The organism is Pseudomonadales bacterium (assembly GCA_024234435.1).
Classification (GTDB): domain Bacteria; phylum Pseudomonadota; class Gammaproteobacteria; order Pseudomonadales; family Porticoccaceae; genus JACKOF01.
In genome coordinates this window covers 31,247-43,574 of record JACKOF010000003.1, presented here as the reverse complement: position 1 = coordinate 43,574, position 12,328 = coordinate 31,247, and the positions used below count along the sequence as shown (strand labels likewise).

The following is a 12,328-nucleotide window of genomic DNA, read 5'->3' as shown; positions in this document are numbered from 1 at the left end:
CCAGTGGCTTTCCTCGACATGATGGTTTTTTGTCAACGACTGGCAACGTTATTGGATCCAATAGTCTATTCAGTTGTCATCATCCTTAGACGCGTTCTTTAAGACTGCTGCGAAGCAGAAAGTAACCGACCAGCCCCGAGGCCAGTGAACCGAGGATAATGCCCAGTCTTTCGTCGAAGAACAGGTTGACGCCGGTTTCTTCGAATGCCAGTGAACCGATAAATAAACTCATGGTAAAGCCAATGCCGCAAAGGGCTGCTGTGCCGTAGAGCGAGCGCCAGTTCATCCCGTTTGGGAGACGGGTAAGGTTAAGTTTTATGGTTAGCCAGCAGAGTCCAAAAACACCAATTTGCTTGCCAAAGAACAACCCTAGAGCGATGCCTATTGGCACACCGTGTAAAACCTGATCGGCAGTTAAACCGGTGAAGTTGATGCCTGCATTGGCAAAGGCAAATACAGGCAATACAAAGAAGGCGACAATGGGGTGCAGGTCGTGTTCAAGATATTTCAGCGGGGAGATACTGGCATCATTTTTATCGCGTATGGGGATAAACATGGCGAGTACGACGCCGGCGAGGGTGGCATGCACGCCTGATTTCAGTGTGGCGATCCACATAACGATGCCAATCAGTATATAAGGGCTTTTGGAAACGACATTGCGGCGGTTAAATTGTGCCAGGATGGGGATACACAAGGCCACGATAACTAATGCGGTAACGGAAATTTTAGAGGTGTAAAAAAAGGCGATGATGATAATTGCGCCGATGTCATCGAAGATAGCCAGGGAGGTGAGAAAAATCTTAAGTGATACGGGTACTCTGGAACCCAAAAGCGATAACACACCCAGCGCAAAAGCGATATCGGTTGCTGCAGGAATTGCCCAGCCTTTTTGCGCAACGCTATTCTCGCTATTGAAGTAGAGGTAAATCAGGGCGGGGGCCAACATGCCGCCGATGGCACCAACGCCTGGTAAAATGATATTGCGTTTATCGGCCAGCTCGCCTTCTACCAGTTCTCTTTTCAGTTCAAGGCCAACGAGGAAGAAAAACAGCGCCATCAGACCATCGTTTACCCACAGTAGCAGGGGTTTGGCAATTTCCAATGCGCCAACACGTATTTCTACAGGTGTTGACAGCAACAGTTCGTAGTAGGCGACGAGCGGGGTGTTGGCGCAGATTAATGCCAGCACAGCTGATATAAAAAGGAGAATGCCGCCAGCACTCTCCATTTTTTGAAAATCCCTTAAAAACTCCGAGATAGGTGAACCGGTCTGATTTTGCATGGTTTTGATGATTTTCCGTTATTGGTCAGCGCATTCATAACACTGCAAATATAACCCTCTCGGGTCGTTTAGTTTCGAGAACAGTTGCAATGCCTGTTCAATGGACTTGGAGGTGGACTGTAACGGCCACACCCAGGATTGCGGCAACCACTGTCGGGTCAAGTTCATGGCCGTGATGCTGACTTCACTTTTTGACAAGGCCTCAATCAGTTGTTCCTGAAAACTGAGTGGAGGCTTGATCGTGCGTACATTGTAGTCACTGGTGCCAGCAAGCCTGGCAGCGGCTGCTATTGCGTCTTTCATACTGCCCAGGTTGTCTACCAGCCCGATTTCTTTGGCTTTTTCGCCGGTCCACACCCGCCCCTGGGCGATGGCGTGAATGTTTTCGGGCGAGCTGTTTCGTGCGTCGGAGACCAACCTCAGAAAGCGTTCATAAATGTTTTCCACGCTTTGCTGCACAATGGCTTTTGCCTGGTCAGACATAGGCCGGTCAAGGCGATAAAAATCGGCCAGCACGGTGGTGCCAACGCCATCACTGTGGATGCCCAGTGATTCAAGTGAGTTTTCCAGTGTCGGGATAATGCCGAATACACCGATAGAGCCAGTTATGGTGGTGGGAGTGGCCCATATTTCACTGGCGGCAGTGGCTATCCAATAGCCCCCGGAAGCGGCAACTGAGCCCATTGAGACAACGACAGGTATACCGCTATTGCGGGTCAGTTCGATTTCGTTGCGAATCACCTCGGAGGCGAAGGCACTACCGCCGGGACTGTCGATACGAATGACCAGTGCGGCAGGGTTTTCATCGCGTGCCTGGCGCAGCAGCGCGCTGAAGTCATCGCTGCCAATACTGCCGTCCCGGTCAAACCCGTCGATAATAGTGCCTTTGGCGACCACAACGCCAATGGTGGGCTTCGATGGATTTTCCGGGGTGAGGGCGTTGGCAGACATCGTCAGTGAGCGGTGAATGTTCAGGTAGTGCTTGTAATCAATGTGCTGATAGCCCTTGTCGTGGTCGCTGCCTGCTACTTGTTGCAGCCGTTTGAGCATTTCGGGACGTGTGGCAATATGATCTACCAGCCCGGTTTCAAGGGCTAACGCGGCTGTGTCGCCATTATTGGCGGCGAGTTTGGTAGCGAAATTATTGACGTAGTCGTCGATGGCATCGGTGGGCAGATTGCGGGACAGCTCAACTCGACTGGTGTAAACATTCCAGAGACTGTTAAGCCATTCCGAGGTATGTTCGCGGGAAGCTTCGGACATACTGTTGCGGGTGAAAGGTTCGATGGCGTCCTTGTAGGTGCCGACCTTGAAAACATGGACATTGACCTTCAGTTTGTCGAGCGCATCTTTCAGGTAGCTCGGGTAGCTGCCATAGCCGGTGAGTAACACTGTGCCCATCGGGTTCAGGTAGATTTCGTCGGCAAAACTGGCCAGTAAGTATTGCTCCTGGCTGAAGTTGTCACCCACGGCAATAATGGGTTTTCCGCTGGTCTTGAACATGTTCAGTGCCGCGCCGATTTCTTCCAGTTTGCTGATGCCTCCGCCCGCCAGATAATCCAGCTCCAGAACCAGAGAGGTAATCCGGTCATCAGTTGCCGCTTTTTCTATGGCTTTGATCAGGTCGCTGACCAGGGTTTCCGAGTCCACAGGGTTATCCGGGTTCATCAGCTGGGCCAGTGGTGGCAAGTGGGTTTTTTCGTCCACCAGTACTCCGCCAAGTGCCAGTCTCAATGCTGCCTTTTCCGGCAGTGGTTGTGCTGTTTCCTGAAAGAAACTTGCAATGATAATCAGAAAGACAATCAGAAAGATCAGATTGAACAGGGTTCGAATACCACTGGCTATCTTGCCAATCAGGGAAAATATGCGTCGAATTACACCGGGTTTTTCACTCATGTTAGTTTCCTTTAACGTTTCCCTTCAGTTTTCAATCTTGCTTCGTCGCGTCGCTTGTTTGGTAGAGCGAATATTGTTTCCAGCGGCTGAATAACATGGCTGCGTTAAATAACACAACGATGAGTACTGTTTCGACAATATCAAACGAGCTTCGGGTTGGGGAAAATAAATTGGTCACTGCAACAATAAAGTAGAGCAGTGTCACAAAACACAGCATGGAGAGACTTTTGTAATGTTCCCTGATGATTCCGGGTATAAAAATCAGCAACGGCAAAAGTGTTATGACGAGCAGTGTCAGGCTGCCAGTCAATTCCAGTGATTGCGTTGTGTAGAGGCTGTTGGCAATCAGAGCGAGAATCAGCAACACAAAACTGGCCCGTGTTACGAGGCGGGCGGTGTTAAGCTTCTGGTATAGATTGGTAATATGTTTCATTGAATAACCGCGCAGCAGGCAAAGCCTAGCCTAGTTTTTTTGCCAGCTCGGCAATTCGGCTGCCGGTAGCGTGGCAGAGTTCTATTTCATCGCCTGACAGCATTGTTGCGGTATCGCCTTCACCTTTGGCAACATGCGTTGGCCCGTAGGGGCTGCCGCCAGTGGTGGTGCGGTGCAGCGCCTGTTCACTGTACGGTAGTCCGGCGATCACCATGCCGTGATGAAGCAGCGGCAACATCATGGACAGCAGGGTCGTTTCCTGGCCGCCATGAAGGGAACTGGTGGATGTAAATACCGAGGCAGGTTTGCCAATCAGATTGCCATTTAGCCACTGGCTTCCTGTGCCATCGATAAAAAATTTCATGGGTGCAGCCATGTTGCCAAACCGGGTAGGGCTGCCGAGAATCAGGCCGCTGCAATGCGTCAGGTCATCTTCTGTACAGTAGATATCACCGGTTTCAGGAATGAGGGGTTCGCAGGCTTCATTGTTAGGTGATACTGCAGGTACCGTGCGGAGCCTACTTTCCATTCCGGCTCTTTCTATACCGGTGGCAATGTGTTCGGCCATGTTGCGCACGCTGCCTGTGCGCGAGTAGTAAAGAACGAGCACGTAGGGCGAGGCCATCAAAATAACTCCAGTACCATTTCCGGGGGCCGACCAATAGCCGCTTTATTGCCGTTGACGACGATAGGGCGTTCAATCAGTTTTGGGTGCTTGACCATGGCGTTAATCAGATCTGTTTCGCTGAGGGTTTTGTCGCCAAGGTTGTTCTCTTTGTAGGCGTCCTCTCCGGTGCGTAACAGCTGGCGCGCAGAAATGCCCAATTTGCCGAGAAGGTCTTTTAACGTTTTGGCGTTGGGTGGCGTTTCAAGATACAGAAGAACCTCGGGCTGGATATTATTATCCTCCAGCAGTTGTAGGGTCTGGCGGGATTTCGAACAGCGTGGGTTGTGATAAATAGTGGCCATGGTCTCGGTATGTCATACAATGTTGGGAAGGGTGCCATTCTAGCCGGAATATTGTCTTCGAATAAAGGTGAGGCAGAATATTAAGGTGGTAGGGAGCCAACAACAGAGACTAATGACAGAGAACAGGTACAGGGTAAACCGTATGGATGCAAAACAGCAGCTATCCGCTGCGGGACATTTTTTACAGCATTTGTGGCGAGGTTTTATCGCCGATGATTGCCGTCAGAGCGCCGCTGCATTGACCTATATGAGCTTGTTTGCGGTTGTACCGATTATGACATTGATGTATTCGATGTTCTCGCTGGTGCCTGCGTTTCAGGGGTTGGGTGTTCAGGTTCAGGAGTTGATCTTCAGTAACTTTGTACCGCAAAGTGGCGCAGAGATTCAGCAGTACCTGTCCGAATTTTCCAATCAGGCTCGCAAACTGTCTGCGCTGGGAGCGGTTATTCTGGTGCTAACGTCTTACTTGATGCTGGCAAATATCGAAAAGACATTTAACACCATCTGGAGTGCTTCGGGCGGTCGCAAGGGACTCTCAGCCTTCTTGCTTTACTGGGGTATCCTCAGCCTTGGCCCGTTGCTGCTGGGTATGGGGCTGATGATGAGAACCTACCTGGTTTCATTTCAGTTGATAGTGGATGAAGTTGACAGTCTTGGACTTGTTGCACTGGTATTCGAGTATTTGCCCCTGTTGTTGACCTGGCTGGCATTCACCCTGTTGTTTATGGCCGTGCCAAACTGCAAGGTATCACTGCGTTACGCTGTGGTCGGCGGTTTTGTCACCATGGTGTTTTTCGAGTTGGCAAAACTGGCGTTCGGTATGCTAATAGCAAATTCCAGCTACGCCAATGTGTATGGAGCCTTTGCTGTAGTGCCGGTTTTTCTGATATGGATTTATTGTATGTGGATTATTGTGCTGGCGGGAGCGGAGCTGGTCAGGGCCATGGAAACATTCAAGGGTGCCTGGCGGGGGTATGATTATCCGGATTTGATTGCTGTGCTGGTGGTGCTATGGGAATGCTGGCAGCGGCAACAGCAGGGGTTGTCGGTTGCTGACAAGGATATGTTTGATGAGGGCATTGAACAACAGCACTGGCGCCAGATACGCGATATGTTGCTGAAGCAGAATGTGCTGGTGGCAACCAGTTCGGGTCGATATGTGTTGACCCGTGATCCGGGTCAGTTGAAATTGATTGATGTGATGTCATTCGCCGGTCTGGGCACATTTGAACAGCCCGGTTTGAAGGCTACCGAGTCACTACAGAAATATCCCTGGAGCAGCCGTGTGATTCAGCTGATGAAAAATGCTGACCAGAATTTGAATGAACTGTTTTCACCGACCCTGGCAGAATTGTTTGGTGGTTTGAACCCGTCACGGGTAAATGAACAGGAGGTGCAATAATGAGCTTCTGTAAAAAACGGGCGGGCACACTGTTTCTGAGCGTCCTGTTGCTGGCAGCAGTGGCCTGCACGCCTGACGAGGAGCCGCCACCGGGCTATGAGACACTTGACGGCAGTCGTATCGACTTTTCCCGGCTGTTGGGCAAGGTTGTGCTGATTAATTATTGGGCCGAGTGGTGCACGCCCTGCCGCCAGGAAATTCCGGCTTTGAATGCGCTGCAGGAAGAGTTTTCAGGTCAGGTGGTGGTACTCGGTGTTAACTTTGACGGTGTAACGGGTGATGAACTTCGTGAGCAGGCTGACAAGATGGGTATTACCTTTGCCCAGCTGACGCAGGACCCTCGGGCTGTTTTTGATGCAACCCCTAGCGGAGTATTGCCGGAAACACTGGTAATTGACCGGAGAGGAAAATTCCAGCAAGTGTTGCTTGGGCCACAGTCAGTGCGGAGCCTAAGGCATGTGGTCGCCAGCTTGCCGGAAGAAATGGCTGTTGGCGAATAGTGGTTAAGGGCAGCAAATCATGATGAAAGATTGTCGCCAGTTTTATATTGATGGTGGCTGGGTTGAGCCGCTGTCTGCGGTTGACTTTGAAGTGGAAAATCCGTCTTCAGAGGAAAAGGTCGGTTTGATCTCCATTGGCTCGGTGGCAGATGCTGACCGAGCCGTTGCTGCTGCTCGTAATGCCTTTGAGTGTTATTCACAAAGCAGTCGAGAGCAGCGTCTTCAGTTGCTCGAAAGACTGCTGGTTATTTATCAATCGCGTTATGACGAGATGGCCGAGCTTATTTCCGTCGAGATGGGCGCGCCAATCACTTTCGCGCGATCGACCCAGGCTGCCCGGGGGGTTGCGCACCTGCAGCAGGCCATTGATGTTCTGAGTCGTTATGAGTTTGAGTCTCAGCTGGGCAATACCACGCTACTGAAAGAACCGGTTGGCGTCTGCGCCCTGATTACACCCTGGAATTGGCCCATCAATCAGGTGGCCTGTAAAGTGATTCCGGCGTTGGCCACCGGTTGCACCGTTGTACTGAAGCCCAGTGAACTGGCGCCTTTGAGCGCACACCTGTTTGCCGAGATGGTTGATGAAGCGGATTTTCCTGCCGGGGTGTTCAATCTTGTTGACGGGGCGGGTGCTGTTGTGGGCGAGGCGCTGGCGGTACACCCGGGTGTGGATATGATCTCGATTACCGGCTCCACCAGAGCGGGTGTTGCTGTGGCCAAGGCTGCTGCCGACTCGGTGAAGCGGGTAACCCAGGAGCTGGGTGGCAAATCAGCCAACATTATTCTTGATGATGCTGATTTGTTAAAAGCAGTCACGCACGGCGTTCGCAGTTGTTTTGCCAATAGCGGGCAGTCATGCAATTCTCCAACGCGAATGCTGGTGCCGGTAAGCTGTTACGAGCGGGCAATAGACATTGCCAGGAATGTAGCCGAGTCAACGGTTGTCGGGCATTCCTCGGATGAAGGAACCCATATTGGTCCAGTTGTCAGCAGGCAACAGTTTGAAAAAATTCAGTCGCTGATTGCGCAGGGTATTGATGAAGGTGCCCGCTTGATTGCAGGTGGTATGGGAAAGCCGGAAGGTATGGTTCAGGGGCATTTCGTTCGGCCTACCATTTTTGCCGACGTTGATAACCGAATGACCATTGCACGCGAGGAAATTTTCGGGCCGGTGCTTTCGATGATTTCCTATGGTGAGGAAGAGGAGGCCATTCGTATTGCCAACGATACGCCCTATGGTTTGGCAAGTTATATTCAATCAGGGAGCCTCGAACGGGCGCATCGTGTGGCTCGTAAGCTGAAGACGGGCATGGTTTATATCAACGGGGCATTACAGGCCATAGATGCCCCGTTTGGCGGCTACAAGCAGTCTGGCAATGGCCGGGAGTGGGGGCGTTTTGGATTCGAGGAGTACCTCGAGATCAAGGCCATTGCCAATCCGGTTGGTTGAAACGAGAAAGTAAAGGCTGAATGTATGAATACGGCCGTTAATCAAGTGAAAATATAGTGTGAAGTTATCTCAATTTGGTGAAAAATTTGCGGGGCGCTCCGGTATTGTGGAGCTAATGGATGACCTGTCGTATGCGCTCAGTGAAAACCCGCAAATGATTTTTATGGGCGGTGGTAACCCGGCCCGGCTTGCGGCGGTTGAAGAGGTTTTTCAGCGCAGACTGCAGGAAGTTCTCGATGATCCCGAGCAACGCCACCAGCTGTTTGGTGTCTATCAGTCACCCAAAGGGGAGTCCGAATTTTGCCGACAGGTTGCAGAGCTGTTGAGGCGCGAGTTTGGTTGGCAGCTCTCTGAGCGCAATGTTGCCGTGTCCAATGGCAGTCAGAGTGCTTTTTTTGTGTTGTTTAATATGTTTGCGGGCAAGCAGACTGACGGTTCGAACAAAACCATCCATTTGCCTGTGACACCTGAGTATATCGGGTACAGCGATATTGGTGTGGAGGCGGGTATGTTCTCTGCCAGCAGACCGACGATTGAAAAAATAGAACATCATCTTTTCAAGTATCACGTGGACTTTTCAAATCTGAAACTGACTTCTGGTATCGCAGCGCTGGCGGCATCGAGGCCGACAAATCCGACGGGTAATGTACTGACAGATGACGAAATTGCCAGTCTTGATACGCTGGCTCGAGAACATGATATTCCATTTATTCTTGATGGCGCCTATGGGCTGCCGTTCCCTGGTATTCTGTTTAACGATGCAACGCCGTTCTGGAATGAAAATACGATACTTGTTTTGAGTCTGTCCAAACTGGGCTTGCCAGGCACCCGAACGGGAATCATCGTGGCCAGCGAAGAAATTGTTGAGGCTTACAGCCGTGCCAATACGGTATTGAGTCTCGCCTGCGGCAATTTTGGCCCCGCTATTGCGAAGCAATTGTTTGCCAGCGGCGAAATTCTCACAATAGGGCGTAAAACGCTGGCAGCGTTTTACCAGGAGCGTGCGTGGCAGACACTTAACTGGTTTCGCGATGCAATGAGTGATTTGCCCTGCCGCATTCACACGCCAGAGGGGGCGATATTCCTGTGGCTCTGGTTTGAGGGTATGCCCATTTCCAGTATGGAGCTTTATGAACGCCTTAAAAGTAGAGGTGTGCTGGTCGTGCCTGGCTGTCAGTTTTTCCCGGGGCTTGAGGATGATTGGCAGCATAGGCAGGAGTGTATCCGGGTCTCTTATGCTCAAGACCCGGGGAGCATAAAAAAAGGGGTGCAGATTATTGCTGACGAAGTAAGGGCTGCTTTCCTCCGAGGGTGACTTGCCAACGGTTGAGCCGCCATTGTCGACAGTGGGTGGCCATGCCTTTTATGATTCGGATATTGCCTGGTAACCGGATATTAAAAAAGCTTAGAAGCTATAAGAAACCGTTGCGCCAAATGTATCCGGTGAGGTTTTGTCCATTACCGGTGTGGTGGCTGCAGTTTCGAAGTTTAAATTCTGATCTTCCCTGGCAGGTGTAAATAAAAACAGACGGGTATTCCCGGTTTTACTATCGAAAGAGTTGATCATTATACCCAGCTCGGAACCTATGCCAGTCGCCTTTATTGTGCCATAGAAGCCGGTTATCAGTTGTGTATAAATAGCGGCGAACTCCTCTTCACTCGCAGGGGGGATGCCTTTGTTGATGTTTTTACGGACTTCCAGAAACCTTTTTGCTATTGCTGCTTTTTCTTCCATGCTCTATGCCTTCCTTAAACGTAAGATGTACACCTTTTCTGATTCTGAGGATACCGGCAAAAATCTGACGGGCGATGAGTCATACTGATGACGGAATACCTGATAATCTCATCTGCCAGACCTTAATAGATAGCCCAGTTTGCACGAATTTGCCAGCATCGAATGAATTTTTTTATCGCTTCATTGAGAAATGGCTTGATCATACTTCCAGCAGTGAGTGTCGAACCGGTTATAAGTTGCCTACTTCAAGTATCCGAGATGCTTTTGTACGACTTGAAGCGTCGGCTTGAAAAGCTTTGGTGTGGCGGAGACGATATTGCCACTCTCCATATAATGGTCACCACCCTGGAAATCACTTACCAGGCCACCCGCTTCCTTGACCAGCAGGAGTCCTGCGGCGATATCCCAGGGTTTCAGGCTCATTTCCCAGAATGTATCCAATCTACCGGCAGCCAGATATGCCAGATCCAGCGAAGCAACCCCCAACCGACGAATGCCTGAAGACTGGCTTGCCAGTTCAGTCAGGCATTTCAGGTAAGGTTCCATGTGATCAATCGACGGGCTGTTAAACGGAATGCCGGTGCCAACGATGGCGCCAGCCATTTTTGAGTGGCCGCTCACCCGAATACGCTTGCCGTTCAGATAGGCTCCTCGACCGCGGCTGGCGGTAAACTCTTCCTGGCGCATGGGATCCAGTACAACGGCGTGCTCCAGCCGACCCTTGTATACACAGCCTATTGAGACGGCGAAATGAGGGATCCCGTGGATGAAATTGGTTGTTCCATCCAACGGATCAATAATCCATTCGTAGTCGCTGTTTTCGCCTTTCAGAAAACCTGACTCCTCACCGGTGATGCAGTGGTCCGGATAGGCCTTTCGGAGGTGGTAAATCACCTCCTTTTCCGAGGCTCGGTCAATTTCTGTGACGTAGTCATTCAGGCCTTTCTCATCGATTTTAATCAAATCGGTGCGATCGGAGGCGCGGGCGATCATCTCACCAGCCTTGCGTGCAGCGCGCAGGGCGATATTTACCATGGGTTCCATTGTCAGCCTGATTCCTGAAAGGTTGTGAGCGTATATTGCCGTATCAAAGTTGCCGTAGTTGTAGCCGAGGCAAGAAGCGCGGCATTGTAACAGAGTGATTTTGTGCATGGGAGAGCTTTTGTGTTCGCATCCTGATAAAATCCGCGGCCTTTTACGCTTGCTGTTACGGCAGTATCCGATCAGGAAAACCTGCTTCGGTATAAACAATCGTTTTAATATTGGTTTAAGGTCTCGGTAGTATGGGTAGTTTTGACAATATTCGAGTTGTGCTGGTGAATACGTCGCATCCGGGTAATATTGGTGGTGCTGCCCGGGCAATGAAAAATATGGGGTTGTCCCGTTTGTACCTGGTAGCACCTAAAGAGTACCCCGCTGATCGTGCGGTGTGGCGTGCTGCGAGTGCACTGGATGTGTTGGATAATGCGATAGTCGTAGAGACGCTGGATGAAGCCATTGGTGATTGCGGAATGGTGGTTGGCACCAGTGCCAGAGGGCGCCGCATACCCTGGCCGCTTATGCATCCTCGGGCGTGTGGTGAACGGGTCTGGCAGGAATCGGCCGAGCACGACGTTGCCATTATCTTTGGCCGTGAAGATCGGGGTTTAACCAACGATGAATTGCACAAATGCACCTATCATGTGCATATTCCATCAAATCCTGAATACAGCTCATTGAATCTGGCGGCGGCGGTTCAGGTGTTATGTTATGAAACGCGAATGGCTTCCCTTGCCGATGCTGATGGAAAGTTGCCTTCGCTAAATGATTGGGATGTGCCGCCAGCCAAGGTTCAGGATTTGGAAATGTTTTACCAGCATCTTGAGGAAGCCCTGGTGGATATCGGTTTTCACGACAAGGATAACCCGCGTCAAACTATGACCCGGCTGCGTCGTTTGTTCGGGCGAATTCGGCTCGATGAAATGGAGCTGTCTATTCTCAGAGGCGTGCTGACATCGGTAAAAAATGCGGCCAGAAAACTCAAAGACCTGTGACCGGCAGGGTTGCAGGGAAATGCTGCGTGAGCTTCAAAACCGTGTATTTCTTGCTGAAACATATTACTTGACTAAAATACTAGGTTTTTACCATAATAGGGTATGTGACAATATTTAGAAGTCAGAGAGAAAGCGCAATGCGATTGACAACTCGTGGACGATACGCTGTAACGGCAATGCTTGATCTGGCCCTGCATGTGGATGAGGGACCGATTAGTTTGGCCGATATTTCTGCCCGGCAAGAGATATCTCTTTCCTACCTGGAGCAGCTGTTTTCAAAACTGCGCCAGCGCAAACTGGTCAATAGTGTTCGGGGGCCTGGTGGTGGTTATCGGCTTGAACGCGACAGTGATGCGATCAGTGTGGCGGAAATTATCGACGCTGTGAATGAATCAGTGGACGCCACCAGTTGCGCGGGTAAGGGTGATTGCAATAATGGCGAAATCTGTCTTACACACCATCTTTGGGATGACTTGAGTCGGCAGATTCACCGTTTTCTTAATGAAATAACACTGCACAGCCTGATGAACAAGCATGAGGTGAAACTGGTGGCTCTGAGGCAAAATGAGCTGGTTAATAAAACCGCTTTACAGGCCCCCGCTGTATCCTGAATTAACTGGAGTATTTG

The 12,328-nt window shown here is 50.7% G+C and carries 13 protein-coding genes; 6 read left to right on the top strand and 7 right to left on the bottom strand.

From position 1 onward, the window contains the following. Positions 1 to 85 precede the first annotated feature (85 nt). The 5 genes from nhaA to arsC are packed head-to-tail and all read right to left on the bottom strand — an operon-like array spanning position 86 to position 4,580. Complete coding sequence (gene nhaA, locus H7A02_12745; protein MCP5173125.1) at positions 86 to 1,282, bottom strand: Na+/H+ antiporter NhaA; 1,197 nt, start codon at positions 1,280 to 1,282, stop codon at positions 86 to 88. A gap of 18 nt (positions 1,283 to 1,300) precedes the next feature. Continuing rightward, positions 1,301 to 3,178, bottom strand: a complete 1,878-nt coding sequence (gene sppA / locus H7A02_12740) for a signal peptide peptidase SppA (protein MCP5173124.1) — start codon at positions 3,176 to 3,178, stop codon at positions 1,301 to 1,303. Between the two features lie 31 nt (positions 3,179 to 3,209). After that, positions 3,210 to 3,611, bottom strand: coding sequence for a DUF2069 domain-containing protein (locus H7A02_12735; GenBank protein ID MCP5173123.1), 402 nt, complete (start codon positions 3,609 to 3,611; stop codon positions 3,210 to 3,212). 25 nt (positions 3,612 to 3,636) lie between these two features. Beyond that, positions 3,637 to 4,236 (bottom strand): NAD(P)H:quinone oxidoreductase, encoded by a 600-nt coding sequence (gene wrbA, locus H7A02_12730; GenBank protein ID MCP5173122.1) that lies wholly within the window; start codon positions 4,234 to 4,236, stop codon positions 3,637 to 3,639. Next, positions 4,236 to 4,580: an arsenate reductase (glutaredoxin) gene (gene arsC, locus H7A02_12725; GenBank protein ID MCP5173121.1), complete on the bottom strand. Its 345-nt coding sequence runs from the start codon at positions 4,578 to 4,580 to the stop codon at positions 4,236 to 4,238. The genes wrbA and arsC overlap by 1 nt, the downstream gene beginning before the upstream one ends. A gap of 112 nt (positions 4,581 to 4,692) precedes the next feature. Here arsC and H7A02_12720 point away from each other — a divergent pair, with 112 nt between their 5' ends. The 4 genes from H7A02_12720 to H7A02_12705 are packed head-to-tail and all read left to right on the top strand — an operon-like array spanning position 4,693 to position 9,247. Next, positions 4,693 to 5,982, top strand: a complete 1,290-nt coding sequence (locus tag H7A02_12720; protein ID MCP5173120.1) for a YihY family inner membrane protein — start codon at positions 4,693 to 4,695, stop codon at positions 5,980 to 5,982. Further along, on the top strand, positions 5,982 to 6,482 hold the full coding sequence (locus H7A02_12715) for a TlpA family protein disulfide reductase (GenBank protein ID MCP5173119.1): 501 nt from the start codon (positions 5,982 to 5,984) through the stop codon (positions 6,480 to 6,482). The genes H7A02_12720 and H7A02_12715 overlap by 1 nt, the downstream gene beginning before the upstream one ends. Before the next feature lie 22 nt (positions 6,483 to 6,504). Beyond that, positions 6,505 to 7,932, top strand: a complete 1,428-nt coding sequence (locus H7A02_12710) for an aldehyde dehydrogenase family protein (GenBank protein MCP5173118.1) — start codon at positions 6,505 to 6,507, stop codon at positions 7,930 to 7,932. Positions 7,933 to 7,990: 58 nt separating this feature from the next. Next, positions 7,991 to 9,247 (top strand): valine--pyruvate transaminase, encoded by a 1,257-nt coding sequence (locus H7A02_12705; GenBank protein ID MCP5173117.1) that lies wholly within the window; start codon positions 7,991 to 7,993, stop codon positions 9,245 to 9,247. Between the two features lie 90 nt (positions 9,248 to 9,337). Here the strand turns inward: H7A02_12705 and H7A02_12700 are convergent, their stop codons facing one another. Next, complete coding sequence (locus H7A02_12700) at positions 9,338 to 9,667, bottom strand: hypothetical protein (GenBank protein ID MCP5173116.1); 330 nt, start codon at positions 9,665 to 9,667, stop codon at positions 9,338 to 9,340. Positions 9,668 to 9,907: 240 nt separating this feature from the next. Further along, on the bottom strand, positions 9,908 to 10,711 hold the full coding sequence (locus H7A02_12695) for an inositol monophosphatase (GenBank protein ID MCP5173115.1): 804 nt from the start codon (positions 10,709 to 10,711) through the stop codon (positions 9,908 to 9,910). A 239-nt stretch (positions 10,712 to 10,950) separates the two neighbouring features. Here H7A02_12695 and trmJ point away from each other — a divergent pair, with 239 nt between their 5' ends. Next, complete coding sequence (gene trmJ, locus H7A02_12690) at positions 10,951 to 11,700, top strand: tRNA (cytosine(32)/uridine(32)-2'-O)-methyltransferase TrmJ (protein MCP5173114.1); 750 nt, start codon at positions 10,951 to 10,953, stop codon at positions 11,698 to 11,700. Positions 11,701 to 11,837: 137 nt separating this feature from the next. Further along, positions 11,838 to 12,311: a Fe-S cluster assembly transcriptional regulator IscR gene (gene iscR / locus H7A02_12685; GenBank protein MCP5173113.1), complete on the top strand. Its 474-nt coding sequence runs from the start codon at positions 11,838 to 11,840 to the stop codon at positions 12,309 to 12,311. Positions 12,312 to 12,328: the final 17 nt, after the last annotated feature.